Source organism: Alteromonas sp. ABH2_165 (assembly GCF_056159945.1).
This window is the reverse complement of record NZ_JBSWWF010000008.1, coordinates 69216-95460: the sequence shown is the minus strand read 5'-3', so window position 1 is coordinate 95460 and position 26245 is coordinate 69216. Positions and strand designations below refer to the sequence as shown.

The 26245-nt window shown below is 47.7% G+C and carries 22 protein-coding genes; 8 read left to right on the top strand and 14 right to left on the bottom strand.

What is annotated here, in order from left to right; translation table 11 throughout:
• The first annotated feature begins 2 nt into the window (after positions 1 to 2).
• Positions 3 to 2885 (top strand): bifunctional [glutamate--ammonia ligase]-adenylyl-L-tyrosine phosphorylase/[glutamate--ammonia-ligase] adenylyltransferase, encoded by a 2883-nt coding sequence (gene glnE / locus ACXAFQ_RS15820; RefSeq protein ID WP_474824345.1) that lies wholly within the window; start codon positions 3 to 5, stop codon positions 2883 to 2885.
• Positions 2886 to 2896: 11 nt separating this feature from the next.
• Here glnE and ACXAFQ_RS15815 read toward each other — a convergent pair whose 3' ends face one another.
• From ACXAFQ_RS15815 to ACXAFQ_RS15785, 7 genes are all read right to left on the bottom strand, one after another.
• Positions 2897 to 3511, bottom strand: a complete 615-nt coding sequence (locus tag ACXAFQ_RS15815; RefSeq protein WP_474824343.1) for a TcpQ domain-containing protein — start codon at positions 3509 to 3511, stop codon at positions 2897 to 2899.
• 122 nt (positions 3512 to 3633) lie between these two features.
• The gene (lpxL, locus tag ACXAFQ_RS15810; RefSeq protein WP_474824341.1) at positions 3634 to 4563 is read right to left on the bottom strand and encodes an LpxL/LpxP family Kdo(2)-lipid IV(A) lauroyl/palmitoleoyl acyltransferase; all 930 of its coding nucleotides are present in this window, start codon (positions 4561 to 4563) and stop codon (positions 3634 to 3636) included.
• Between the two features lie 141 nt (positions 4564 to 4704).
• Entirely contained in the window at positions 4705 to 4962 is a 258-nt protein-coding gene (locus ACXAFQ_RS15805; RefSeq protein WP_070125657.1) for a DUF3081 family protein, read from the bottom strand.
• Between the two features lie 93 nt (positions 4963 to 5055).
• Positions 5056 to 5613 (bottom strand): outer membrane beta-barrel protein, encoded by a 558-nt coding sequence (locus tag ACXAFQ_RS15800; RefSeq protein ID WP_474824339.1) that lies wholly within the window; start codon positions 5611 to 5613, stop codon positions 5056 to 5058.
• 18 nt (positions 5614 to 5631) lie between these two features.
• The gene (locus ACXAFQ_RS15795) at positions 5632 to 6867 is read right to left on the bottom strand and encodes a hypothetical protein (protein ID WP_474824337.1); all 1236 of its coding nucleotides are present in this window, start codon (positions 6865 to 6867) and stop codon (positions 5632 to 5634) included.
• The gene (locus tag ACXAFQ_RS15790) at positions 6836 to 7633 is read right to left on the bottom strand and encodes an outer membrane lipoprotein-sorting protein (RefSeq protein WP_474824335.1); all 798 of its coding nucleotides are present in this window, start codon (positions 7631 to 7633) and stop codon (positions 6836 to 6838) included. Before ACXAFQ_RS15790 ends, ACXAFQ_RS15795 begins: the two co-directional genes overlap by 32 nt.
• Positions 7630 to 9936 carry an efflux RND transporter permease subunit gene (locus ACXAFQ_RS15785; RefSeq protein ID WP_474824333.1) on the bottom strand — a complete coding sequence of 769 codons (2307 nt, stop codon included), beginning with the start codon at positions 9934 to 9936 and terminating at the stop codon, positions 7630 to 7632. The genes ACXAFQ_RS15790 and ACXAFQ_RS15785 overlap by 4 nt, the downstream gene beginning before the upstream one ends.
• A gap of 274 nt (positions 9937 to 10210) precedes the next feature.
• Between ACXAFQ_RS15785 and ACXAFQ_RS15780 the strand changes: the two genes are divergently transcribed.
• From ACXAFQ_RS15780 to ACXAFQ_RS15760, 5 genes are all read left to right on the top strand, one after another.
• Positions 10211 to 12454, top strand: a complete 2244-nt coding sequence (locus ACXAFQ_RS15780; protein ID WP_474824331.1) for an acyl-CoA dehydrogenase — start codon at positions 10211 to 10213, stop codon at positions 12452 to 12454.
• A 198-nt stretch (positions 12455 to 12652) separates the two neighbouring features.
• Entirely contained in the window at positions 12653 to 14665 is a 2013-nt protein-coding gene (locus ACXAFQ_RS15775) for a putative bifunctional diguanylate cyclase/phosphodiesterase (RefSeq protein WP_474824329.1), read from the top strand.
• Between the two features lie 6 nt (positions 14666 to 14671).
• Positions 14672 to 15262, top strand: a complete 591-nt coding sequence (locus tag ACXAFQ_RS15770) for a thymidine kinase (RefSeq protein ID WP_474824327.1) — start codon at positions 14672 to 14674, stop codon at positions 15260 to 15262.
• Between the two features lie 41 nt (positions 15263 to 15303).
• On the top strand, positions 15304 to 16893 hold the full coding sequence (locus ACXAFQ_RS15765; RefSeq protein WP_474824324.1) for a serine hydrolase: 1590 nt from the start codon (positions 15304 to 15306) through the stop codon (positions 16891 to 16893).
• A gap of 114 nt (positions 16894 to 17007) precedes the next feature.
• On the top strand, positions 17008 to 17154 hold the full coding sequence (locus ACXAFQ_RS15760; protein ID WP_474824322.1) for a hypothetical protein: 147 nt from the start codon (positions 17008 to 17010) through the stop codon (positions 17152 to 17154).
• A 52-nt stretch (positions 17155 to 17206) separates the two neighbouring features.
• Here the strand turns inward: ACXAFQ_RS15760 and ACXAFQ_RS15755 are convergent, their stop codons facing one another.
• The 3 genes from ACXAFQ_RS15755 to ACXAFQ_RS15745 form a co-directional block, all read right to left on the bottom strand.
• Positions 17207 to 18235 carry a LacI family DNA-binding transcriptional regulator gene (locus ACXAFQ_RS15755; protein WP_474824320.1) on the bottom strand — a complete coding sequence of 343 codons (1029 nt, stop codon included), beginning with the start codon at positions 18233 to 18235 and terminating at the stop codon, positions 17207 to 17209.
• Between the two features lie 278 nt (positions 18236 to 18513).
• Positions 18514 to 19143: a uracil phosphoribosyltransferase gene (gene upp, locus ACXAFQ_RS15750; protein ID WP_474824318.1), complete on the bottom strand. Its 630-nt coding sequence runs from the start codon at positions 19141 to 19143 to the stop codon at positions 18514 to 18516.
• A gap of 37 nt (positions 19144 to 19180) precedes the next feature.
• Positions 19181 to 19912, bottom strand: coding sequence for a class I SAM-dependent methyltransferase (locus tag ACXAFQ_RS15745; RefSeq protein ID WP_474824316.1), 732 nt, complete (start codon positions 19910 to 19912; stop codon positions 19181 to 19183).
• Positions 19913 to 20244: 332 nt separating this feature from the next.
• Between ACXAFQ_RS15745 and ACXAFQ_RS15740 the strand changes: the two genes are divergently transcribed.
• Together ACXAFQ_RS15740 and ACXAFQ_RS15735 are read left to right on the top strand one after the other, a co-directional pair.
• Positions 20245 to 21789 (top strand): S10 family peptidase, encoded by a 1545-nt coding sequence (locus ACXAFQ_RS15740; protein WP_474824314.1) that lies wholly within the window; start codon positions 20245 to 20247, stop codon positions 21787 to 21789.
• A 131-nt stretch (positions 21790 to 21920) separates the two neighbouring features.
• The gene (locus ACXAFQ_RS15735; RefSeq protein WP_474824312.1) at positions 21921 to 22514 is read left to right on the top strand and encodes an acyl carrier protein phosphodiesterase; all 594 of its coding nucleotides are present in this window, start codon (positions 21921 to 21923) and stop codon (positions 22512 to 22514) included.
• A 29-nt stretch (positions 22515 to 22543) separates the two neighbouring features.
• On the opposite strand, the gene minE is transcribed toward ACXAFQ_RS15735, so the two are convergent.
• From minE to ACXAFQ_RS15715, 4 genes are all read right to left on the bottom strand, one after another.
• Positions 22544 to 22798 carry a cell division topological specificity factor MinE gene (minE, locus tag ACXAFQ_RS15730; RefSeq protein ID WP_070125643.1) on the bottom strand — a complete coding sequence of 85 codons (255 nt, stop codon included), beginning with the start codon at positions 22796 to 22798 and terminating at the stop codon, positions 22544 to 22546.
• A complete protein-coding gene (minD, locus tag ACXAFQ_RS15725; RefSeq protein ID WP_474824310.1) occupies positions 22798 to 23607 on the bottom strand; it encodes a septum site-determining protein MinD in 810 nt (269 codons plus the stop codon). The genes minE and minD overlap by 1 nt, the downstream gene beginning before the upstream one ends.
• Positions 23608 to 23637: 30 nt before the next feature.
• Entirely contained in the window at positions 23638 to 24390 is a 753-nt protein-coding gene (minC, locus tag ACXAFQ_RS15720; protein ID WP_474824308.1) for a septum site-determining protein MinC, read from the bottom strand.
• A gap of 196 nt (positions 24391 to 24586) precedes the next feature.
• Positions 24587 to 25993: a zincin-like metallopeptidase domain-containing protein gene (locus ACXAFQ_RS15715; protein WP_474824306.1), complete on the bottom strand. Its 1407-nt coding sequence runs from the start codon at positions 25991 to 25993 to the stop codon at positions 24587 to 24589.
• Between the last annotated feature and the right edge of the window lie 252 nt (positions 25994 to 26245).

The window sequence follows — 26245 nt, the reverse complement described above, 5'->3', positions numbered from 1 at the left end:
TTATGCCTACGACAAAACTAAAAAACAGGATTATCCAGAAAAAGGGTGAACAAGCCTGGCAAACCCTTTGCGAACGACATCCGCACCTCAGTGAATTCAGTGAACACGAAGAGACAATTATAGCTGCTCTGGGCTGTAGCGATTTTATTTTCCGTCAATGCCTTGCTCACCCGACCTTGCTGTCTGAATGTCTGTCAAAGGAACCTGTTGCCGATACCGTAGATGCGTTTAGCGATGCGCTCTCGCCGTTGCTAGCGGAACAAGATGAAGCCGGCCTGACAAAAGCACTGCGGGTTTTCCGCAATCAGCATATGGCCAGAATAACCTGGCTCGACATGCTGAATCAGCAAACCATTGAAACCTCACTCACCCAGGTTTCAGCACTGGCTGACGCACTAATTCTAGGCGCCTACAACAGCTTGTACCAACAACACTGCCAACGCTACGGCGTTCCCATGGGCGAACACGGTGCGCAACCTATGTTGATTCTGGGCATGGGAAAACTAGGCGGCAAAGAACTGAATTTTTCCTCAGATATCGACCTGATTTTTGTTTATCCAGAAAAAGGCGAAACGGAAGGGGCGAAGAAGCCCATCGAAAACCAACAGTTTTTTATTAAACTCGCGCAGAAACTGATTAACGCACTCAATAAAATTACCACAGATGGTCAGGTTTACCGTGTTGATATGCGTTTGCGTCCGTTTGGCGATAGCGGGCCTCTTGTGATGCACATGGCAGCGTTCGAAGACTACTATCAAGAGCAAGGCCGTCACTGGGAGCGCTTTGCCATGATCAAGGCCAGGGTGCTGAATCCTCCCTCCCCGTATCGTCAGGACGTTGAAAACATTCTGCGCCCATTTACTTTCCGACGCTATCTGGATTTCACCACTATTGATGCCCTACGAGAAATGAAAGGCTTGATAGCCTCAGAGCAGCGTCGGCGTCAGTTAACCAGTAACATTAAGCTAGGCGCCGGCGGGATCAGGGAGATTGAATTCTTCGCGCAAAGCTTCCAACTTATCCACGGCGGACGCGAACCGGCATTACAGGTAAAAGGCTTGAAACAGACGTTACAAGCCATAGCAGGAAAAAACCTGGCATCAGAAGAAGATATTAGCGCCCTTTACCGCCATTACCTGTTTCTTCGCAAAGCCGAACACACCCTGCAACAAATCAATGACGAACAAACCCAGCTGCTGCCTGATGACGACATACGTCGGGCCATTGTTACTGAAGTGATGGGCTTTGAAGGCTATGAGGCCTTCTTAAAGGAATTGGCTGATGTCTGTGACAGTGTCCACATCATGTTTCGTGGCCTTATTGATAACAGTGAAGACAGCCATGATGCCGACGACAGCGTATTCAAGCGGTGCCAGGATGCCTGGAATCTGTCGCTGAGTCCTGCTGAATTCTCCGCTCTGCTGTGTCCGCCTATTCACCCTGACGATGCTGATGTTATTTACACACGATTTATGGCATTTCGCGACAAACTCAGCCAGTCGAGACTGGGGCAGCGTGGGCGGGACACACTCAATAAACTCATGCCGGAAGTGCTTTATGTGCTTATCGAGCAAGCGCCTCAAAAAGCACGAGTCGTATTAGATCGGGCGCTATCGGTGATCAGCGCAATAACCGGCCGAACTACCTATCTCGACTTATTGTTGGAGAACCCGGATGTTCTCAAACAACTCCTTAAACTCTGTGACCGTAGCCAATGGATAGCGGACCAAATCCAGCGCTTCCCCCTATTGCTCGACGAGCTACTCACGCCGCTCTACCTTCAGCAGCAAAAAACGGATTTCAATCAGAGCTTGAGTATCTATCGTGACGAGTTGCGACAGTCGCTAATGCGCATCGAGCCGGAAGATGTGGAAATGACCATGGATGCCTGGCGGCAATTTAAGCTTTGCCAGCAGCTCCGTATTGCCGCCAGTGATATCAGTGGCTCGTTGCCTATCGCCAGCGTGAGTGACAAACTGACCGCATTGGCAGAGGTCATGCTAGAAAACGTTCTTGCCAGCGCGTGGCAACATACCACGGATAAATATGGCAAACCGGCACATCTGCAGGACGATGAATACGGATTTGCGATAATTGGCTACGGCAAACTCGGCGGCTACGAATTGGGTTACGGCTCTGATCTCGATATGGTATTTATTCATAACGCCCCGCGAGACAGTTACACCAACGGTAAACGCCAACTCGATGCCAATCAGTTTTACATCAAATTGTCGCAACGCATGATGCACTTGCTCAGTACTAAAACCCTGTTTGGTCAACTTTATGAAACCGATCTTCGCCTGCGCCCGTCGGGCAATTCCGGGTTGCTCAGTTGTCACCTACAAGGGTTTATTAAATATCAGAAAGAAGATGCCTGGACTTGGGAACATCAAGCATTGGTGCGAGCCCGCGGCATTACGGGTGACAGTAACCTGCTGGGCGATTTTGAAGCCGCTCGCAAAGACATTCTGTGTCAGCACAGAGATGTGAACAAATTGGCCGCTGAGGTTAGCCAGATGCGTCAGAAAATGCGCGAGCATTTGCTGTCAGATACCGACGCAGGAATCGATTTGAAGCAATGTAACGGTGGTATCACAGACATTGAGTTTATTGCTCAGTTTTTAGTGCTTGGTCATGCCAGTAACAATGCTGCACTTACCCGCTATCCAGATAACCTTCGTATTATAGATGCTGCAAGAGATGCAAATTTGCTGTCAGATTCGACGTCACAACAGCTGCAAGAAGCATACTTACAACTGCGGGATCGTTATCATCAGCTTACCTTAGCCGACCATCGATTTGCTGATCAAAGTGACTTGAGTGATTTACGCGTAGAGGTGAAAAAAGTGTGGTCAGAAATATTTGGTGACGCGGAAAATACCTGACATGTCGGCGGTTAATTCACCGCCGAACAGTTCTTTTTCAGAAACGCAGTTTCTTCCTCGGTCACCACCAGCGAACGCTGTTGAGGACAAACGTAAGTACCCACTCCGTCTTCAAAGTTTGCATTTACGGCTTTGGCGATATCAGACAAGGAACCAACAATGGTATTGTTCATCTGAAATTGATATTTGATCACGAAATCCTGATCTAAATCCCAAATCACCTGCATGCCTTCCTGCTCGGCATAGCGGGTGATGGCTTCCCTAAGCGTATTTCCGGCCTTGAAGCTGCGAAACTTATGCTCCCCCACCCAACGCTTATTGGCAGGTTTCAAATCACTAGACATGCCAGCAAGTTGAGCATCAAGGCTTTCCTCACTGTTATTGAGTTCGAGTACAAAGTCACTGCTCTCGTCTTCAATAACATCGGTACTCGTCATCCGGTATTCTCGATAGAACTCCGAAAGACCACTGGAAATCGATTTTTCCTGGCTGGCCGCTTCAGGTGCAGATTCAGCCCCACTACTTCGATAAAAATACACCACAATGCCTGCGACAATCAGCACAGCAATGGCTACGCCAAGGTGTTTTGCCCAGAAAGCGGCATCAGACTGAGGTTGCTTCGCCATAGCTCATCCGTACTACTGTTTTTTTTGGCTTGCCCGCAGCGGCGAGCAAGCGAAAGAGATATTTCAAACTATCATAGTTTAATTTTAGGTTCTGCAACACCGATGTAAAGCGGGCAGCATATTTAATTATAAAGCGAAGGAGTGTCTTCAGTAGGACGGGTCTTAAACCTTTTGTGCATCCACAGGTAACTTTCCGGCTGTTCAGAGACAATGGTTTCGATGTGCTCATTCAGCAGGGTGAGCGCTGGAACATCATCGAGTTCACGTAGTGCTTCGAGAGGCGGATAGATTTTTACTTTGTAACCCGTTTTTGTGTATTGAGACGTGATAATCATAGGTACCGCATCTGTACGGCGAACAAACATTAGCGTTGCTGTTGTCGTGGCTGTTTCAGCGACGCCACCGAACGGGACAAAAATACTTTGTGCACGACCATAATCTTGATCGGGCAGATACAGACACAATTCCTGTTCACCCAGTGCCGCAAGTAAGGCTTTGGCGTTACGTTTGTGAATCATGTATTTATTTGAACGGGCGCGACCGTGGTATTGCAGGTAGTCCATCAGCGGATTATCGTGCTTACGGTAAAATGCGATAGCAGGATGGGTGTACCCCAAACCGCGACAGGCAATTTCAAGGTTCATGTTATGCAGCGCCATGCCAAACACGCCCTTGCCCGCAGCCAGCGCGGCCTCTACATGTTCATAGCCCTCTACATGGAAATGCTTTTTCACTCGCCATGCTGGCCACCACCAGCCCATACCCGTTTCGAACAGCGCCATACCAGTGCAACGAATATTGTCTTTTAGCAGGCTTTCACGCTCCGATTCGCTGATATGGGGATACGTTAATTCTAGATTACGACGGGCCACTGCAACGCGTTTCGGCACGATACGGGCAATGAGTCGCCCTGCTCCAGCACCAAGAACACGAATAACCGGCAGCGGTAACCAGAGCAAAAGATAAAGTAAACCCGCGCCAATCCATACGCCCCAATATTTTGGGCCAAGATATGCGATTTTGAAAACAGGGGGTTTGATTGCAGCAGCCAAGAACAATATTTCCGAAAAATAAACCGGAGCACATTGTACTCATTTGTCGCCCGCTAGCCTACCAGCGGGCGAAGGAAAGTAGAAAAACTCGGATCAGTGAATGATTGCGAATAAAAAGGCACGCCTGACATTTCCCGTCGGCTAATATTCCTTGTCGATTTGCTTGAGTTTCTTTTCAAATTGGTCGAAGGCATCCTGGTTGGGATAATCGAAGTGGTATTGGTTGTGAAAGCCAAACTGCAGTTTGGTTTTGGCGTCTTCCACAAACACATTATAACCTTCAAGGTCGGTAAACGCGGTAATACCGTTGAGCTGGTATTTCTCGCCGTCTTTTTTGCCGTGCTGGCGAATCTTATCGAAAACCTTGAGCAGAAACTTACTGTCTAATTCGTTTTTCATCGGTAGTAATCCATCAACTTATGTTACTGGTTTATACGGCGACACAAGCTGATGGATTACTTTGATGCGTCTGAAGCTTTTTTAATAGGGAAATTAGTTGAAGTTGTAACGATACCCGATGCTCAGCACCGTCGCGTCGAAGTCCTCTTCGCCACGTACGTACAACGCTTCCATTCTCAACATGCTGTTTAAACCAATGTGATAGTCGAAGCCCAGCCCGACCATGCCCGCCACAATACCATCATCATAAGCGCACATGCCCACTGGCGCGGTGGCTAAATCAGTGGCAACGCAGTCATTACCTTCGGCAGTCTGGAAACCCTGTACATCGGCATTCATCACACCAAGTTTGTAGTACAGCTCGCCTAATCGACCGCCAGCTTTCCCCAGTACCGCAAGGTATAGGCCTTGGGCTTTCAGCGCATCGGTGCCGCTATCTTCATCGACCAGATTAAGATAGCCGCCTTCCACATACCATTTGCTGCTGAATTGATGACCCAACGCCAGGCTATAAGCCACACCATCGTTACTTGTTACATCGAAATCGGCGTCAGCATAACCGGCTGTCGCCACGCCGTACATGCGCTCTGTGGCATTCACATTTAGGCTAACTACACCAGTGAGTAAAACGGCAAGAAGTCCTTTTTTCATGTTGTTTTATTCCAACGTTTAAAAATAATATTCGAGGGCAACCTGTACGTGATCGTCACGACGGAAATAATAGAAGGTGTCGTCAGTTTGATCAGAAGAGAAGAAATACGCATCCACTTTCCAGCGCCAGTTGTCTGTCATCCGGCTTGATGCTTCAACAAAAGCACTGTAGGTGTCGGTATTATCCAGATCCTGAATGTAGCCAGTGAGTACCTCAGTGCCGTCGATGTCATTCCATACCCAGCGTAAACCCGCCATGATATCGTTTTGCGCCACAGCGAAGAAGTTATCTTCTCGCTCGTCGTACTGATATTCCATTAGGAAGCCCAGATCATAACTGGTATCGAATACGCCAACAAAAGTACGCTCGAAGCCACCCACTGCGGCAAAAAAATCTTCACTTTGACCGGTACGATAAATACTCTCAAATTTCAGCAACCAGCTGCCCTGCACTTTTAACAGGTCTACTCCATATTGCTGTATTTGCGCGTAATATGGGCGAATCGCGGTAATACCCTCACCGGCGGTTTCAGCAAGGAGTTCCGGCTCTCGGGTGGTTCCGTCGAAATAGCTAAGGCCGATTTCCCAATCTCCCAGCGAGCGCTGCCAACGTAAGGCAAAATCAACATGATTTTGCTCATCGTCAGACTCATACAGGGCGTTATCTTCTTCAATAGGCAGAGGCGGTCTTAAACGCCCCTCTTCACCCGGGAAAGTACGTTCGCGAAAGTAAGGCAGAATAAAACCAGAGATGGTGCCGTAATCACCAAATACGTTGAGGTTAATCATAGGCTGACCCAGCTTATCCTCACCGTCGATGTTTTCTACCGCATCGGTCTGGTTAATAATATCCACCAGATGCACCGATTCGGTTTGTCCCCAAAACACTTTACTGACACCCACGCGGGTTTCCCAGTTGTCTGCCGCGTGCAGCCACATCAACTCCCGTAAATCTACGTGAGTACGGTTTGAGTCTTGCTGATCTAAACGAACAAACGGTTTGAACAGAATACTATCAACGCGGTCATTCCATTCGGTATACATTTCTGGTTCCAGAAATACCGACGCTTGAGAGCGCGGCTGCCCGGTGTAAGCCGCGTCTTGAATGTAGTAGCGATTTTCCACGCCTGCAGAGCCACTGATACTGATATCTTTAAAATCAGCCAGCGCACTGCCTGAAAAACCCATCGCCAGAGCGATAAGCGACAATCGCTTCTTCATGTTATCTCGCCCTGCGTAAACTCTTACTGTCAAAGTCCGATTCCTCTAATTCCGTTCCAAATTGCAGGTCGTGTGTAACCAGCTTTGTCGATTTGTTTGTTTGGAGATTGTACATAAAACTCTCCATCGGACGCCAGAACTCATCTTTGAATAAACGGTAATCTCTGAATTCCAGTTCTTTCAGCTCATCACCTTTGCGGTCGAAAAACAAGACTTTGCGGGGGCGATAATGGGTTTTGTCGATCCACAAGCGTTGCTTGGAATACCCTGAAAATTCATCCACAGGCACTTGCTCAATGACATACACGTCATCGCCTTCGAATTTCTCATCACCAATATAGTCGTAAGTGTATTTCGGTACTTCAAAAGAGGTCATGTCTTCGAAGGCATATTCGCTGCCTAAGAACGGGCCAGACTTATTGCTAGTGGAAATACGGCGTACCATTTTTGGACCCGGTAGGTAAATCCATTGCTCATCGGCTTCACTAACGTGACTGAAGCTTAAAAACGCCGTGCCGCTGATATCTCTTGGCGAATCAAAAATGGTTAAGGCCTTGTCGCCATCGGTGGGCACTTCGAGTGTTTTCACCCGCATCTCCCGGGTGGCTTCTTGTCCTTGTGCGTTACGTAAGGTCATAGTAATACTCGCTACAGTATTATCCCAACCACGGTTTACCTCTTTCCTTGCTTGTGCGATGCGAAGCCCTTCTTTTTCCGATGCTTCATCTGCTATTACCGGTACTGACAGCATTGCTGTCACTGCCAGTGCCGCAAAAGAAAGTTTGCGTAACTGTGTCATATTGCCTCCGTCGCCTTGCTTTTTTTATCTTTGTCCAACCACATTAAAAATGACGGTAGGAACAGTAAATCTATTAGTAATGCTGCAATGAAAATGATTGTTGTCATAAGCCCCATGTCTGAGTTCAGTCTAAAATCAGACAACATCAAAACACTGAAGCCAGCTGCCAGTACCACTGTGGTGGTAATCATTGCTCTACCCACAGTATGGAAAGCATAGTTCACCGAGTCTTTCACGCTCATGTTGTCTTTCCGGGCAGCCTGGTATTTCAGTAGAAAATGCACCGAATCATCCACAATGATCCCCATGGTCATACTCAGCTCCACTGACAATGCCATGTTAATTTCACCTGACATCATGCCCCAAATGCCAAAACCCACACCGGCAGGCATTAAGTTAGCGATCAAACTGACCAAGCCAAGTCGCCAGGAACGCAGTGCAAGCGTAATTAGCAGCGAGATCACGACCAGCGCTGCTAGCGAGCCCCACACCATACTTTCCATGTTGCGTGCACCGATGTGCGCAAACATGAGTGCAGGACTGGCCGCCTCAAGACGCAAATGTGGTGCCAGTTTATCAAACCAGTCTTTCGTTCTGGTCTCAAATTCGGTGAATTCATCACTTCCTAAGTTTTCAAGCACGGCAATGACACGCACTGCAGACTTATCCAGATCGATCTGATTGTTCAAATCGAGGCCGTATGGCAGTGACATTTCGTAGATCAATAGATACTGCGCAGCCAGTTCTTTCGATTCCGGCAATTTGTAATAATCAGGATCATCGCCGTGCATGTTCATATTTAGCCGCTTGATGATGTCGGCAAAACTCAGCACGTGCTTCACCTCGGGCTGACTGCGCAACCATTTCACCAGCGCGTCAACCTCAATCATTGCTGCAGGGTCGTTAATGCCGTACACCTCGTCGGTGTATACCGCTAAGTCGATATTTGACATACCGCCCATGTATTTCTTTTGTATTTCAACAGATTGTCTAAACGGGGAAGACAGATCGAAATACTCTACAGCCACATCATTCAATCGGTTATTGAAACAAAAGAGCACAGATACGGTGAGGATAATTGCTGAGTAAGGCAGGATACGGCGATGATGATTCATCACCCAATGGCCCAATTTATCTACCTTCTCGTTATTCTCATCGACCACAATACTCTTTGGCACAGGCAGAAGCATAAGCATTGCTGGAAGTACCGTAAGGGAAAGAATGCAGGCCAGCACAACACCAAGAGCGGTTAAGTTGCCCAAGTGCGACAAAATAGGCACTTCGGCAAAGTTCAGCATTAAAAAGCCGACCGCAGTGGTAATACTGGTGAGCAATATGGCTTTTAAATTAATCACAAAGCTTTCTGCAAGGGCCTGCTCTTTTGCCAGGCCTTTTTGCAGTTTTTGGCGGTAGGTCACAATAATGTGTAGGCAATCAGCAACAGCCAATGTGGTTACCATGGTCGGCACATTTACCGTAGACGGGCTTAAAAACACTCCGTACCAACCGCCAATCCCCATGGTCATAATGATGGTACCGCCAACGATGGCGAACACCACCGCAGAGGCAGCCTTTGAGCGAGTGAGTAAGGCGATCATCACGGCAATAATGACAAACATAAGCGGGATTAACGTGCTTGCGTCGTCCATTGCAGTGAGGGCAAAGGCATCGTTCATACTCACGATGCCCGAAAGGTGTATTTCGTGGTCGGGGAATTCGGCTTCGTACTTTGCTTTTAGTTGCCGTGAGAATTCGCCGATTTTCATGATATTCGGCGTCTGGTCCCCATCGGGTAACTGAATGGTAACGTTAATCACAGCCATCTGATCGTTATCGGATATCAGCCGTCCACGCACGTTTTTCAGCGGCTCAATGGATTTTCTAACGTAATCAATATGGGCCCTATCGTACTGGCCCTTTTTAATTAAATCTTCAACCACCAGGCCTTCGTCATCAGCATAGGTGTACTGATAATTCGATAGCGATTCAACCCTGATAGACAGCGGTATATGCCAGACATCTTTGGTTAGCTTATAAAGTAATTCGAAGGTTTCAGGCTGATAAACATTTTCGCTTTTAGGAAGAATAAGAAACGTCACGTTCTCGCTTTTGCTGAAAACGTTTTGCATTTCTTCATAGGCGAGTTTCTGCGGATCGTTCTCTTCAAAGAAAACTTTGTAATCGCCACGGAAATACAGGTTAGTTGTACCGAAACCCGTCACAATGCAGGCGAGAAGAAAAAGCACCACCACTGTTTTCGGTTTTTCCATGCACCAACGCGCCCAGGCAGGGAGGTTTTGCATAACGCTTTGTGTCCTTAAAACATGAATCTTGCACAGTGTATCTGCTAAGCATACCAAGTGTAAGTATAGCTACTAATACGGAAGTCACTAGTTAAGACATTTTCCAAACAAAATTTTAATGTTCAAAAAAACGCCAGCGAATCAATTACTCAGCCAATCTAATGGTCATTTAAGCGGTTAACGTTAACACAATACTTACATTACGTTTGATCTTGGAAAGCGTTTGTGTAATATTTAGAAAATACAACTGGTCAGATGAGCGGATGAGTAAAAAATGAGTATTCGAAAAAGCCTTAAAAAAGTTCTCCCACCTATTTCTGTAACCGAACAGGAAGCGCTGGATGCCGGCGATATTTGGTTGGAGGCCTCCATTTACCAAGGCAAACCAGACATGCAGGCCCTGCGTGCTATTCCGCAGGCCAAACTGAGTGCCGATGAAGAAGCGTTCATTAACGGTCCTGTGCAGGAGTTGCTGGGTCTGATTGACGATTTTGAACTGGCAAACAGCAAACACATTCCTGATGAGATCCTGGCGTTTCTTAAGAAACACCGTTTCTTCTCTATGATCATTCCAAAGAAATTCGGTGGTCTGGAATTCAGCCCTTACGCCAACTCTACCATTGTTGCCACTATCGCAGCTAAGAGTGGTGCCATTGCAGTAACCGTGATGGTGCCTAACTCATTAGGTCCAGGCGAACTGCTGATGCACTACGGTACAAAAGCGCAACAGGATTACTACTTGCCTCGTCTTTCAGAGGGTGTAGATATTCCGTGTTTCGCATTAACCAGCCCAGAGGCCGGTTCTGACGCAGGCGGTATTCCTGACGCAGCCATTGTGACGAAAGGTCAGTGGGAAGGTAAGGAAGTGATTGGCCTGAAAGTTAGCTGGGACAAGCGTTACATTACCCTTGCACCGATTGCGACTGTGCTTGGTTTAGCATTTAAGGTGTTCGATCCTGAGCAACTTTTAGGTGACAAGCTGGAGCTGGGTATTACCTGCGCATTGTTGCCGAAAACCCATCCAGGCGTACAGCTTGGTAATCGCCATGATCCAATGGGTCAACGTTTCTACAATGGTACAACCCGTGGTACTGATGTCTTCATTCCGATGGATTTCATCATCGGTGGCCAGAAAAACATTGGTCGCGGCTGGCAGATGTTGGTGAGTTGTTTAGGTGCTGGTCGTGGTATTTCACTGCCTGCTATGGGTGTTGCTACCGGTCAGGCAGCATTGAAAGCGTCTGCTGAATACAGTTTCGTTCGTGAGCAGTTTGGTCTGCCAATTGGTCGGTTTGAAGGTGTCCAGGGCAAGTTAGCCGATATTGCCGGAAAAACGTTCCTGCTAGAGTCTATGCGCGTGCTCACCACCGAAGGCTTAGGTATGGGCCTGAAACCTTCCGTTGTTACGGCCATTGCAAAATATCACATGACTGAGTTGGGTCGTGACGTAATGAACTCTGCAATGGATATTCTTGCAGGTAAAGCGATTCAACGTGGTCCGCAGAATACACTGGCAGGTGGCTACAATGCGCTGCCGATTGCGATTACGGTTGAAGGTGCGAACATCCTGACCCGTAATCTGATGATCTTCGGTCAGGGTGCCATGCGCTGTCACCCTTACTTAAAAGAAATGGTCGATCTGATCCACAGCGATGACAGTGCGGCAGACCATGACTTTAACCGGGTACTGAAGAAAACCGTATCGTTCAGCGTGAAGAATGCCTTCCGCAGTTTAGGTAAGAGTTACCTGCCCTTCCTGCGTAGCAGTGATTCAGCACTGCCAGAAGTGGCAAAGTATGAAAAGCGTCTGAATGCGATGTCAGCGAAACTGGCTCCTATGGCTGATTTGTCTCTGGCAGTACTGGGTGGCGATTTGAAAAAGGCTGAGTTACTGTCTGCCCGATTAGGTGATGTAATGAGTTACCTGTATGGAGCTATGGCAGCGATTCGTTTCTATGAGCAGCGGGTTGAAGATCGCAAAGCGGCGCAACCGTATTTTGAATACGCCATGGAATGGACACTGCAACAAGCAGAACAGGCGTTGGTCGATTTCATTGCCAACTTCCCGAACACAGCTACCCGTAGTCTGATGCGTCTGCTGTCTTGCACGTACACCAACTCGGTAAGCGGCATTAGCGATAAGCTTGCCAGCAAGTTAGCGCTAGCTTCTATGCAAGATGACAGCATTAAAGCACAGCTAACCCACCTGGTACGTGTTGTGCCCGGAGACGGCAATGACATTAATGAGCAAGCCTTTAAAGCTAAACACGCCGTAGCCCACCTGTTAGGTAAAGTACAAAAAGCGCTGCGCAAAGAGCCAGTTGTGCCATTCTTGTCATTTGAAAATGCACTGAACAAATTGCAGGAACGTGGCGTGATTAACGCACAGGAAGCGGAAGCACTTCATGACTACAACGAAAAGCGCAAACTGGCAGTACGTGTAGATGAGTTCGATTTCGACCTTGAGCCATTAGCTGAAACAGGCGAGACCGAAACTGCGGATCGCGATGCGGCTTAATTCACAACCGTCTTAAGTACAACTTATTTAGTAAAAAGGTGGCTTCGGCCACCTTTTTTTATTGCGTTATTGGCAATCTGAACTATACCTACTTTAAGCGATGATCGATTTTGCTTTTCAGGGAACTTAGCAATGTCACAACAGGAGTGAATCAAACATCTGACTAAGCGATAGTTTTTAGCCTTTCAGGATGCTGTAGTGCGCACATATTTTAAAACCGCTTACCGCGACGATAATACTCTGCGGGACGTTGTCCACTTGCTCCATTCCAATGCTTTCAACGGCATGATTATCTCTATCGCGGCGATCAGCGCCCTCACCTTCGGCTTTGATTCACCAGAAACTGCCGACACCAAACAAATGTTTTGGTTCGTGATGGTTTGTCTACTTTTGCTGCGTTTTTTCGATGCCGTATTTTGGATGAAAGTGCTTAAAAAGAAAGACAAGTCACCCTGGCCTGCTTATCTGCGTTTTGGAGCGGGCGTTACCTTCACCGCATTATTCTGGGCGGCCTATAGCGTAAGCTTATTTCGGCAAATGTCCATTCTGGAGCTCGCCACTACCATGGTGGTGCTTTCAGCTCTCGCGGGAGGCGCGGCAACAGTTTTGGGCGCCAGCCGCCTGTTTGTATGGACCTATTGCACCCTGCTGCTCATACCGATTTCAGTGACCGCAATGGTTGATCCCCGAGAGGAGCTGTTTATCCTTGGCGCGCTTGGCATCGCCTTCTATGTCACCATGCTTGGCACCTCACGTCAAACCAATGCGTTTTTCCTCGAAACCATCGATCTGAAAGAACAAAACCAGGCGCTGGTGGAACAAATGGCAGAAGAGCGCAATGACGTGGTGCGCGTAAACAAAGCGCTAACCAGCAGTAACCAAAAACTAGACGCCTTGAATGCCTCGTTAGAAGTAGAGGTACAATCACGTACTGACGACATACTGCGGTTATCGAATTTAGATCCACTGACATCGCTGACGAACCGTTCAGGTTTTTTACGCCATCTGCGACAGGAAATCAGGGAAGCCAGAGAGAATCAGTCAAAACTCGCCGTGTTGTTTATTGATCTCGACGGCTTTAAACAAGTGAATGACAGCTTGGGCCATCAGGTGGGTGATCAGGTTTTGGTGGCTGCTGCAGCCCGGCTCGGCCGCTTTGCCTCTTCAGACAGGTTATCCCGCTGGGGAGGCGACGAGTTTATCGTATTGGCCACTTTTAGCCAGCAAGACCGGCTACTGAAACTCGCGGCGGATATTCGCAGTAGCATTGCTCAAGGCATGGCGATTGAGAAAAACCAGATAAACCTGGATGCGACCATCGGCATTGCCGTATACCCCGACCACGGTGATGAAGAAAGGCAACTTATTCAACGTGCCGATATCACCATGTACCATGAGAAACGCCGCAAACTCAGCCACGTTGGTATATTCAACGACACCATCTTTGACGCTGTACACAGAGAAATCACTTTACGTGAAGGGCTTCGCAATGCCATAAGTAAAAACCAGCTCTATTTAGTCTATCAGCCGCTTATCTGCTCAGGTACCGGCAAGGTCTGGTCGTTCGAAGCCTTGCTGCGATGGCACTTTGAAGGTGAAGACGTGTCACCGGTGGATTTCATTCCAATTGCAGAACGTTCTGGGCGTATTAATGAAATTGGCATGTGGGTACTGTCTACCGCCTGTAATAATGCAGCCAATTGGGTAGATAAATCTGTCGCGATTTCGGTAAATGTGTCGGTGATTCAACTCATGGAAGACAGCTTTGTCGAGCAACTAGATAAAGTACTGGCCACCAGCGGGCTGGCCCCCGAACGCCTGCACCTGGAAGTGACCGAATCGGTTTTTGCAGACAATAAACAGAAGCTCTCTGAACAAGTTAACGCGATTAAATCCCGGCAGGTTGCTGTATCTATCGATGATTTCGGTACCGGTTTCTCGTCGCTCAGCCAGCTACAGTTACTGCATTTTGATCATATAAAAATTGACCGTTCATTTATTAACAACCTGGATTCCACTGGTGAGCCCATCATACGTGCGACCCTGTTGATTGCCGGTGAATTTGGCTGCAAAACCATTGCTGAAGGTGTGGAAACCGAAAATCAAGCTACAAGGCTCAAAGCGATGGGTGTAGACTGTCTGCAAGGATATTACTACGCCAGGCCCGAGCGGGAAGAGTCCCTTGGTCGCTGGTTCGACACAGAAAAATAATAAATTATGGCCCAGCTATATTTCTACTACTCCGCCATGAACGCGGGGAAGTCAACTTCACTGCTTCAATCTGCATATAACTACCGTGAGCGCGGCATGCACGTGATGATCTTCACCGCAGCAATCGATGATCGCTATGACGTGGGGAAAGTCACATCGCGTATTGGCTTACAAGCCGATGCGGCACTCTACGCACCAGAAGACAATTTATTCAAAGCCGTGTTTAAGGCCCACCGCACCCAACCGCTGGATTGTGTGTTTATTGATGAAGCTCAGTTTCTGACTAAAACCCAGGTTAAGCAACTGGTTGAAATTGTTGATGAGCTGGATATTCCTGTGCTTGCCTACGGCCTGCGTACCGATTTTCTCGGGGAAACCTTTGAAGGCAGTCATTACCTGCTGGCTTGGTCAGATAAATTCACCGAACTGAAAACGGTTTGCCATTGTGGGCGTAAAGCGACCTTTGTGGTGCGAATGGATGAACAAGGGCAACCCGTAACCGGCGGGAATCAGGTTGAAATAGGCGGTAACGACAGGTATGAATCTATGTGCCGTAAACATTTTAAGCAACTGGTTTGGGATAAGCCACGAGACTAATCACCTTCTGCATCACCTCAATCAACATTAAGGAAGATTTCATGCGCACACTGTTACCAATCGGTTTTTCACTGGCGGCCCTGATGCTTGCGCTGCCAGTGCTTGCAGACACCCGGCCAGTGAATCAGCTTCCTCCGCAACTAAGCGACCTGCCAGCCACCATCGATAAGTCGCTCAAGCAGTTTTACACCCCGGGAATGAGTGTTGGCATTATTCACGATGGTAAAACCGTGTATCTTGCCGGACATGGTTTGCGAGATGTAAAAAATCAGTTGCCAGTAACACCTGACACCTGGTTTCGCCTTGCCTCCACCAGCAAAGCATTTACCGCTGCGACTGTGGCGCAGTTAGTTGATGAGGAAAAACTGGACTGGCATACGCCAGTAACCGATGTACTGCCTGAATTTCAGATGCAAGATCCATGGGTAACCCGGGAAATGGACGTGACAGATTTGCTTACCCATCGCAGCGGCCTGGTGTCGGGAGCCGGTGACAGCATGTTGTGGCCTGAGCCTAGTGGATTTAGTCGAGCCGAAATCATTCACAACCTACGTTACCTCACGCCGGGCTACAGCTTTCGCCGTCACTATTCCTATTCCAACGTAATGTACATCACGGCCGGAGAAATGGTTGGCAAGCTAACTAAGACAAGCTGGGAAACGCGCTTACAGGAAAGTATTTTTTCTCCCCTCGACATGGAATGTTTCGGGGGCGACGTACCAGAGCACGTACTGGAAAATCGCGCGATTAGTTATGGCCACAATGATGAACGTGGCATTTATCAAATTCCTCGCAATCAAATTGCCCGTCAAGGCATTGTGTCTGCTGCAGCGGGTGGTGTGAGTTGCAATGCCAGTAGCATGCTCAAATGGTTACAGATGTGGCTAGATGGCGGGAAGCTGCCCTCCGGCGATGCTTTATTGTCTGAGTCTGCTTACAACACGATGCTTACCGCGCAGACCCTACTTTCCATCGACGAAACCGATGAAGCGTGGGACAACACCCATTTCAAAGCTTATGGCTTAGGCTGGCGGTTAATTGATGTATATGGGCACCAGGTGATATCTCACACTGGCACCTTGTCTGGCTATCAGGCTTACGTGGCTTTTGTGCCAGAACTAAAGTTAGGGGTGGTGCTGTTGAACAACGGGTCAAACTACGGTGCCCGAGGCAGTATCATGCAAACAATTCTAAAAGCCTATATGCCAGATACCGGCGACAAACAAGATTGGATTGCCAACTATCAAACTTATCAGGACAAGCAGGAGCAGAAATACCTGGCCCGTCACACCGTGCCCCGGGGCAATGGCGACATGCTACTTGAAGCAGATGCGTATAGTGGTGTGTTCGAAGATGCGTGGTTTGGCGCCCTGACTATTTCTGAAAGTCGCCACGGTCTGCGTATTCAGTCTGAAAAGATGCCTACCCTCGCAGGTACCCTTGAACCGTTTGAAGGGCATACCTGGGTGATTCGGTGGGACAACCAGAATGCCGCCAGCGATGCGTTTATACGCTACGAGGTAAATGGCGCTCACCAAGTAACGGGGTTTACGCTACACCCGTTTAGCGAGCGTGAAAGCAACAATCACGAGTGGCGTGATATGCACTTTACTAAGTCGCTACGTGAGTGAGTTTGAGATTGTGCTTTAAGATCTTTAAAAATCGATTATAACGATTAATAAATAAGATTTTAATTCATCAATACAATCTAATAATCTGTACTCAACTTAACGAGGAGCAGACAAATGGCTAAAATGATTCAAAAATTGGTAAAGAAGCAACAATCCGATAATGGCGTAGCAGTAACCTGCAATTATCAAAATAACTATTATGGTGATCAGGTTTGTGTGGCTTGTAAACCTACTCCGCTGTATCAACAAGCTGGCAAATAACTCGACCTATTATCAGCCCAGCACGAGTAAACCCAATTCGCGGTGAGGTGAGTTAAATCGTCTCACCGCTGAGTAACTCAAAGCTCAGTACTTCGGACTTAGCGTCGTCTCCGGCTAGCAATAATCGCGCTGCAACCTGACCCTTTTCAATACTCGACTGGCACACGGTCGAAAGTTGTGGACGGGTCCGAGCCGCTTCATCAATACCATCAAAACCAGTGATTTTTAGTTCGCCTGGCACATCAATGCCCATGCCCAACGCACATTGCAAAAGCTCGATAGCGATAATGTCACTCATACAAAGAATGGTTCGCGGCCGATATGTAGTACTTAATGCTTCTTTTGCAGCCTGGCGAGCGAAATTACCCCCACTCTCAGGAAGATGCCATATCCAGTCGTTACTGATTTTTGCATTGCGATCTTGAATTGCCCGTATGTAACCGTCGAGTCGACGATGGGAGATAGCAGTTTCTGCATCAAGTAATGGGCTGTCGTAAATACGGCATGTACTAGGAGAATCGATAAGTTTCAGGCCTAAAATTGCGACGCTGTCACCTTCTTCGATTGCAGATAACGCCATTTGATAGGCAGCTTCTTCATTATCGATATTTACCGAAGGGCAACCTTCTAAGTTAAAGTCTACGGTAACAACAGGTTTACTCTGTTGTTTAAGTTCATCACCTAACTTCGTATTCTGCGGTGCACCGTAACAAATGAATCCATCGACAAAATCGGCGACATCCAGAATCGTGGTAGCATTACCAGCATAAAGCAACAAGTGCTTACCCGCTTCCTGTAACACCGACGACACGCCTCGAATGAAGGTGCTTGCCACCGGGTCACTGACCATGTATCCGATGTTATCTGCCAGCACCACTGCCACAATATTAGAGTGACCTTTACGAAGAATTTGTGCCGCTTTGTTTGGACCGCTATAACCGATTTCCTTACACGCTTTCAAAATCGCATCACGCCGGGTAGCAGAAAGCTGATCTGGCCGATTAAACGCATTAGAAATGGTTGCCGTGGAAACACCGAGTTTTTCGGCCACGTCTTTAAGAGTGAGTTTTACTTTTTTCATACCGCGACTTCGCTCACAACAAGCAGCCAAACAGAGTTACGTCAGGACGTACTTCCTAACAGCAGCGATCCGCATGGGCAAACTTAAACGATTAACATTTTTTTAAAATATTAGCACAGAGATTGCGGGCATGACGATCTTATTTTGCCACTTACACAGTGTTAGCAAGTTCTTACGGGCTGAAGTAGTGTTTAAGAGAAAGCTAAAATTTTCAAAAAGCCGGTTTTTGTGTCAGATATCCGGCTTACTAAAAATTTTAGGTGCAGCGAGAGAACAGCTTAGCGCGTGCCGAAAATTCTGTCGCCAGCATCGCCCAGCCCCGGCAAAATATAGCCCTGCTCGTTCAAGCGTTCGTCAATGGATGCCGTGAAAATGTCTACATCTGGGTGCGCGTGTTGTACCGCCTCGATACCTTCTGGCGCGGCCACCAGAAACAGCCCCATAATTTGCTCACAACCTTTTTGTTTTAACAAATCGATTGTCGCGATGAGCGTGCCGCCGGTAGCCAGCATAGGGTCTACAATCAGTGCAGTACGAATATCGATATCCTTCACCACTTTATCAAAATAAGGAACCGGCTCTAACGTTTCTTCGTCACGATATAGCCCAACTACACTAATTTTGGCGTTAGGGATAAGTTGCAATACACCATCCAGCATACCTAGCCCGGCACGTAAAATGGGTACAACGGTAATTTTCTTGCCCTTTATTTGCTGCACTGACAGCGTATCACCACTCCAGCCTTTAATCTCAGCAGTCTCAGTTGGCAGTTCCCGGGTAGCTTCGTAGGTAAGCAAATTACCCACTTCAGATGCCAGTTCACGGAAATCTTTGCTGGAAATGCTGGATTCCCGCATCAGACCGATTTTGTGTTGAATAAGCGGATGTTTAATTTCATGGACAGCCACGATGAATTCCTCTGTAACTTGCCTAGTTGCCTGCTATTTAGCTGACTGGTTTTTGAATAATGAAAATAACATCATTATAGCGCCAGGCCAATTTCCCCATCGATAACGCGCTGAGTATTCTGGCGAAGAAGCCAACAACTTTGTCTTTCTTTGAGCGCTTACGAAGATAATTATTTTTCCCCATTTCCATACTTAGTTGCAGGCCGTTTGCATCACAAAAGGCTTTAATACCGCCGCGGGATAATTGGGGGTCGTACACAATGGGATACGGAGCATGACCCGGTTTACCGGCCTGGGTTTTCCCTTTGATAAACCGGTAATAGCTTACATGTAACCAATGCGGGGTCATGCGTGCCAGGAAACCATACACGGTGTATCGATCAGGTACTTTGATGACGATCAGGCCTCCGGGTTTTAGCCATAAGGTAAAATTCGTCAGCACTTTATTGATGTTCTCAATATGTTCAAGCACATATGACGTGTATATCACATCGAAGTGTTGGGCAGGTAAGTCCAGCGCGCGCAAATCGCCTATCACAATTTCATGCAAATCATTGTGTTTAGCTTTTCGTAGCGCCAACGCCGCTTCGTCGATGTCTACACCGGTAATGAACCGGTCTATCCCTTCCAGCTTAAGCGGCCATTTCTGTCCGCATCCCGCTTCCAGAATAATAAGTTTACCGTTGGCTTGTTCTGCAACATTGCGGATGTGTTGCTCAATAAGCCGGGTTTCCTGTTTGGTATTTTCTAACAGTGTGAGGCGTTCCATTGCATTCCTGTAGAGGTAAAAGACGAGAAAACAGTCAGCTATTGATACGCCTTCAAAGTTTACACAGTTCAGTGACAGATAAAATAGCAAAAAACTTATAAGACCACCGTTTCGTCTGGTATTTTGATTCCCACTGTCTGGGTGTACTGGAATTACTTTACCGCCGCCTTTAGCCGGTACGTCGTTAAACCTTTGCTTTCAATTATCACTCTTCGTTAACTTAGTATTTAGTATTGCGCAGGTAAACATTGCGTAGCACATGAATAAATAATGCGGGCCAGGTAGCGCACGCTAATAACAAAAACGACAACAATTATTACAGAGGAAACAACATGACATTTCGTCGTACTTTCACTGCCCTGACATTGGCACTGAGCGTCGCAGGAGGCCTCGCTGCACCATCGGCTCTCGCCGCCGAAACCCCAGGCGTAAAACGCAGTATTCCGGTGGAAACCGCGGTTACCACTAAACATAAAACCACAGTTAAAGGTGAGAAATTCAGCTATACCGCTACCGCCGGCATGCAGCCCGTGTGGGATGAAGAAGGTAATCCGACAGCCACGCTGCAATACACCTACTATCAGCGTGATGATGTTAAGGACCGAGCTTCCCGTCCGCTGGTGATCAGTTTTAACGGAGGCCCGGGCTCCGCTTCAGTTTGGATGCACATTGCCTACACCGGCCCAAAAGTACTGAACATCGATGAGGAAGGCTATCCGCTGCAACCCTATGGAACCAAAACTAACCCTTACTCCATTCTGGATGTGGCTGATATTGTTTATGTGAATCCGGTGAATACCGGCTATAGCCGCGCCCTGCCAGATAAAGACGGTAAGATGCCGTCGAAAGATAAAATCGCCAAGATGTTCTTTGGTGTGAATGTGGATGTGCAGTACCTCGCCGAGTGGATTAACACTTTCGTGACCATCACTAACCGCTGGCGTTCCCCGAAATATCTGATTGGTGAAAGCTACGGTACTACTCGGGTTTCTGGCTTGGCACTAGCGTTACAAGAACGTCAGTGGATGTACCTCAACGGCGTTATTCTGGTGTCGCCCACTGAGCTTGGCATTAAACGTGAAGGCCCGGTAGAGGCAGCTAACCGCCTGCCCTATTTCGCAGCCGCCGCCTGGTATCACAATAAATTAGCGCCTCAATACCAGAACATGGATTTAGAAGCACTGCTCCCGCAGGTCGAAAAATTCACCCTCAACGAATTACTCCCAGCCTTGGCGAAAGGTGCCTGGATCAGTGATGAAGAGAAGCAGTCTGTGATTAATCAGTTTGCGGCCTACTCTGGTTTAACGGCTAAAGAAGTTGAGCAGAGTAACCTAGACGTTAGCACCTGGTTTTTCTGGAAAGCACTGCTGCGTGATGAAGGCAAAACCATTGGTCGTCTGGATAGCCGTTATTTAGGTATCGATAAGCAGGAAACCGGTGATCGCCCCGATTACAATGCAGAGCTAACATCCTGGCTGCATTCGTTCACGCCAGCAATCAATGATTATCTGCGTAACGACCTGAAATTTGAAACCGACACCAAGTACAACATGTTCGGTATGGTGTATCCATGGGATCGCGACAACGATCACACCGGCGACAACTTGCGTCAGGCAATGGCTACCAACCCTTACCTGAATGTGATGGTGCAGTCTGGTTATTACGATGGTGCTACCAACTATTTTGATGCCAAGTACACCATGACCCAACTCGACCCCAGCGGCAAAATGAAAGACCGCTTGCGCTTCAAAGGTTATCGCAGTGGTCATATGATGTATTTGCGCTATGAAGACTTAAAAACCGCAAACGAGGACATCCGTACCTTCATCAGCGAGAGTCTGCCAGCAAAAGACGAAGCGGCCAAATACGACCGATAGCACTGAGCAGGACTTCCGATTACCGCAGTGATTGGCAAAAGCCTGTTAGCGCAAGCTTGGCTAGCGAAAACCAACCCATAAGATCTAAAAATGCCAGCACGTGATGCTGGCATTTTTGTTACACTCACACCATGAATTATCTCGCCCACCTCTTTCTGGCTCAGCCAACCGCAGATTCCTGCTACGGCAATCTCTTAGGCGATTTCCAAAAAGGCATTGATGTCACTCAGCTACCTCAAGCGGTTAAAAATGGCCTTGAGAATCATAAGCTGGTCGATAAATTTACCGATTCTCATCCTTGGGTAACAGCGCTCAGACAGACATTCAGCCCCCGGCGACGTCGCTTTGCCGGCATCACGTTAGATGTGCTCTTCGACCACTTTCTCATTCAACACTGGCAACAATTCAGTCGCCAGCCTTTTCAGACATTCTGCGATAACCGCTATGCACTACTGGCAAAACGCCACAATGACATGCCGCCACGCATGCATCAGGTAGTGGGAAGCATGCTGGAAAACCGCTGGTTAGATGTCTATGAGAATGTGGAAGGCGTGGCAATGGCACTAGACAGAACCGCATCACGCATTCGGTTTCGTCATCGGTTTGAAGGCAGCATTGAAGAAATTCTGCCTGCGTATACGCAAATAAATAAGGAATTTCCTGCGTTTTTCAGCGAGCTTGAAGCGCACATAAAAGAAAAGGGGCTCGAGGCCCCTTCTGCGTAATGCGTCTGTGCCTGTAAGACACAGAGCACTTATTTTTCCGGTAAGGTGATATTTAGTTCCAGTACGCTGCAGTCTTCACTATTTTCTAGCTGCACTGACACGTCGTCATCGGCAATATGCACGTATTTGCGGATCACTTCGAGGATTTCTTGTTGCATCATCGGCAGATAATCCGGTTGCGAACGTTTACGACGCTCATGGGCAACGATGATCTGCAGGCGCTCCTTGGCGACAGCCGCAGTATTTGGTTTCCCTTTTTTCAGCAGATAATCGAAAATGCCCATTACTTACCTCCCAGCAGTCGCTTGAAGAAACCCTTTTTCTCAACATCCAGGAAGCGATGAAGCACTTCTTCACCCAACAGGCGTTTCACCGAGTCGGAATAAGCTTTACCTGCGTTCGACTCGGTATCCAGAATAACCGGCGCACCTTGGTTCGATGCTTTTAATACGGCTTCTGATTCCGGGATGACTCCCAGCAGCGGCACAGCAAGAATTTCTTCTACATCGGCAACACTCAGCATTTCTGCAGTGGCAACACGCTCAGGATTGTAGCGGGTTAATAGCAAATGCTCTTTAACAGACTGACCTTTCTCTGCGCGCATGGATTTGCTTTGCAAAATGCCTAGAATGCGGTCTGAGTCACGCACGGAAGACACTTCCGGGTTTGTAACCACGATGGCTTCATCAGCGAAGTACAGCGCCATCTGTGCGCCCTGCTCTATACCGGCAGGAGAATCGCAAATGATGAAGTCGTAGTCTTTCGACAGATCATCAAGTACTTTCTGAACGCCTTCCATGGTCAGTGCGTCTTTATCTCGGGTTTGAGAAGCTGGCAGGATATAGAGGTTATCCGTGCGCTTGTCTTTAATCAGTGCCTGATTAAGCGTGGCTTCTTTATTAATTACGTTTACAAAGTCGTATACCACACGACGTTCGCAGCCCATGATCAGATCCAGGTTTCGCAGACCCACATCGAAATCAATCACCACGGTTTTATGTCCGGCCAGCGCCAGACCTGTAGCAATGGCAGCACTTGACGTGGTTTTGCCTACGCCGCCCTTTCCTGAAGTTACTACAATTATTTTAGCCATTTACTATTCCCCAATAGCATTTGCACCGCGTTAGGATAATGCTTCAATAAGAAGTGCATCTGCGTCTAAATATGCCTGTGCTGGTTTTTTCCAACACTTATTTTGTATGTTTTCCTGCATCACGAAGCGTCCGGCAATAGAAACCAATTCAGCTTCCATATTCTGACAAAAAATTCGTGCCTGCTCATTGCCCTTAACGCCGGCCAGCGCCCGTCCACGTAGTGTTCCGTAAACGTGAATATTACCATCAGCGAGAATTTCAGCCCCTTCACTTACGGCGCCCAGAATCACCAGATCACTGCCTTCCGCATAAACTTGCTGACCAGAACGCACGGGTCTGGCAACAATCTTAGCAGGTTTCACCACTTCTACTGTTTGCGTAACGGTTTCTGCTTGTGCAGGCGCTTCTGTGGGTTCGGGCTGATTTTGTGAAGCTGAAGCCTCAACAGGTTTGCTTTCAGCAAGTGGCTTTTCGCTGATTTTGCTTTGACTAATATCAGCCATGCCCAAATCATTGATGGTAGATTTTAGTCCTTCAGTAACACCCTTTATCGCCATGGGTTGTAAATCATGGCGACGACATAACGCCACCAACAGTTCAAACTCGGTAGCAGACAGCGGCGCATTAAGATGAAGGATCAGTGAAGAGCGGGTGAAAAAGAGCGGCGCACTGGCAATTTTTTCCGCCAGTTGCGATTCAAATTCATCCGGTTCAAAGGAGACAACCTCCAGTACAATACTGGTAAGCGTGGTGCCTTTCATTCGAAAGCACGGTTGAGACATGTAGCGCATCCTGAATTATAATTATAATCCCGCTACAAGCTAGAAATGACAAGGCGGGAACTGATGACACAACTCTATCAAATTCCCGGCTTACGGCAACATAAACGCCCGGATTTACCCCTTGAGCGTTGAAAAATCATACAATATTGTTATTCGCGACCTGCTAGGCCAAGCATTAACAAAGAAAAACCGTCAATTAAACGGTTTCTCTGTCTTCGGGAAACAAGAACAAGCAAAGTCGATTTGCACATTCCGACGCACTGGCAAGGATGTCAAAGCGCCCCTGGGGTGACAATTCGTCAATCCAGTTACCAATTCGCTGTACACTCGTTTGGCAAGGTTTTCTGTCTAGTCCAAAGCGCACCGACAAATTGGCCGCAGCCACTTCCGTTACCAGCGTGGTGTAGGCATCGAACTGCACGGGGTCACGTAAATGTGCGCCTACATTCAAACGCTTTTTATGCCCTGCCCAACGGATTAACAGAGGTAAGATTGCCTGATAGTAGGCCGCCGTTACATGCTTCGCATACAAGCCGGTATCCGGTGGCATTTCAATGTAATCTTCGTTCGGGTGCCATTTCGGCTCATTGCCTTCCCGTACATCTACCTGCAAACGTTCCAGTCGGGCACGCAAGGTAGACAGCGGCTCAACAAAACCTTCTTCATAGGGCATGCCGTTGTAGTCGAGCAATTCACTGGCGTTGTACACCAGCGAAACCCTTCGTCCTTTTTGCGGCGCGCCTTCATCCCCTTCACCTAACGACAGCTCTGCTGAAGGCATAGAGAAGTAATGAAAAACCGGGGCCGGACGGGCATCCTTGCGTAGTTTGAACCCCTGCTTTTTCCACTGGATTTTGGTTGCCCACTGGTTACTGGTGTAACCATAGGTGCGTGAAATCAGTGACAGAATAACCCACGTTAACATTGAGTTATAAGGGACTTTCGAGCGCACATTAAAATGGGCAACAGGTTCTGGCTGCTCTATCCAGCGCAAAATACAGTCGTCATCTTTGGCGACAAGATCCTGCAAAATTGTCTGATAACCAGATTCGTCCAGGTCCCAGCTGTCATTATTGAGTAAAACCACATCGGCCAAACTCTGACATCCCGCGACCGGATGACGGCGCAAGAAATAATGTAAACTAAGCGCAGACTCTGCATCTTTACGCATGATGTCCAGATCGTTGATGTACACCACCCAGTAATGCAGCTCTTTCAGCAAAGCTTGAAGTTCGCCGCGGGTGACGCCTTCCCATTGACCCGGTGCCTGCAAGTCAAAAATTTTGCTCACCGAGGTTGTGCTATAAGACCCACTGATTTTTTGCAGAATATCCTGGTAGGACAACCCCAGCCATTCTTCAATATCAGCAATTTGTTTACTGATTTCACTTAAGTTTCTGACACTGGCATCTAAACTGCGATCATGGCCAAGAAAATGAATCGGCCTACTGCTGCTCGCGGTTTGTTCAACAAAATGCCAGAAAGGATCTCGACCGTTAAATTTCGCAGACAGTCGCAGCAGCGTTTTGGGGCTGCTTCCTGTTGCAAGGGAACATTCCAGTTGCAACGGGTAACTGTTTCGAAATTGGGACAATGTCAACATTAGCTAATCCTTCTTAGGCTATTCAGGTCTATAAGCGCAAATACGCCCGGCAGAAATCGACCGGTATCCTGATTAGTTTGGAGTGTAGCTAAGGTATGAAATGTGTTCGATATACGAATTGATAATCAGATGTCGATACTGATAAGTACCGATACCTACGCTAAGGTATAGATAAAACAACGCATTGAGAGGAAAGCCTGTTTTATTGCACAAAAAAAGGCCAAAAACGCACTTTGACCTTTAGTGACATTT

What these genes read in the sequence shown, in the direction of transcription:
- glnE (WP_474824345.1), top strand. Translation starts at nt 3, where the DNA reads ATGCCTACGACAAAACTAAAAAACAGGATTATCCAGAAAAAGGGTGAA.
- ACXAFQ_RS15815 (WP_474824343.1), bottom strand. Translation starts at nt 3,511, where the DNA reads ATGGCGAAGCAACCTCAGTCTGATGCCGCTTTCTGGGCAAAACACCTT.
- ACXAFQ_RS15805 (WP_070125657.1), bottom strand. Translation starts at nt 4,962, where the DNA reads ATGAAAAACGAATTAGACAGTAAGTTTCTGCTCAAGGTTTTCGATAAG.
- ACXAFQ_RS15800 (WP_474824339.1), bottom strand. Translation starts at nt 5,613, where the DNA reads ATGAAAAAAGGACTTCTTGCCGTTTTACTCACTGGTGTAGTTAGCCTA.
- ACXAFQ_RS15790 (WP_474824335.1), bottom strand. Translation starts at nt 7,633, where the DNA reads ATGACACAGTTACGCAAACTTTCTTTTGCGGCACTGGCAGTGACAGCA.
- ACXAFQ_RS15785 (WP_474824333.1), bottom strand. Translation starts at nt 9,936, where the DNA reads ATGCAAAACCTCCCTGCCTGGGCGCGTTGGTGCATGGAAAAACCGAAA.
- ACXAFQ_RS15780 (WP_474824331.1), top strand. Translation starts at nt 10,211, where the DNA reads ATGAGTATTCGAAAAAGCCTTAAAAAAGTTCTCCCACCTATTTCTGTA.
- ACXAFQ_RS15770 (WP_474824327.1), top strand. Translation starts at nt 14,672, where the DNA reads ATGGCCCAGCTATATTTCTACTACTCCGCCATGAACGCGGGGAAGTCA.
- ACXAFQ_RS15765 (WP_474824324.1), top strand. Translation starts at nt 15,304, where the DNA reads ATGCGCACACTGTTACCAATCGGTTTTTCACTGGCGGCCCTGATGCTT.
- ACXAFQ_RS15760 (WP_474824322.1), top strand. Translation starts at nt 17,008, where the DNA reads ATGGCTAAAATGATTCAAAAATTGGTAAAGAAGCAACAATCCGATAAT.
- ACXAFQ_RS15755 (WP_474824320.1), bottom strand. Translation starts at nt 18,235, where the DNA reads ATGAAAAAAGTAAAACTCACTCTTAAAGACGTGGCCGAAAAACTCGGT.
- ACXAFQ_RS15745 (WP_474824316.1), bottom strand. Translation starts at nt 19,912, where the DNA reads ATGGAACGCCTCACACTGTTAGAAAATACCAAACAGGAAACCCGGCTT.
- ACXAFQ_RS15740 (WP_474824314.1), top strand. Translation starts at nt 20,245, where the DNA reads ATGACATTTCGTCGTACTTTCACTGCCCTGACATTGGCACTGAGCGTC.
- ACXAFQ_RS15735 (WP_474824312.1), top strand. Translation starts at nt 21,921, where the DNA reads ATGAATTATCTCGCCCACCTCTTTCTGGCTCAGCCAACCGCAGATTCC.
- minE (WP_070125643.1), bottom strand. Translation starts at nt 22,798, where the DNA reads ATGGGCATTTTCGATTATCTGCTGAAAAAAGGGAAACCAAATACTGCG.
- minD (WP_474824310.1), bottom strand. Translation starts at nt 23,607, where the DNA reads ATGGCTAAAATAATTGTAGTAACTTCAGGAAAGGGCGGCGTAGGCAAA.
- minC (WP_474824308.1), bottom strand. Translation starts at nt 24,390, where the DNA reads ATGTCTCAACCGTGCTTTCGAATGAAAGGCACCACGCTTACCAGTATT.
- ACXAFQ_RS15715 (WP_474824306.1), bottom strand. Translation starts at nt 25,993, where the DNA reads ATGTTGACATTGTCCCAATTTCGAAACAGTTACCCGTTGCAACTGGAA.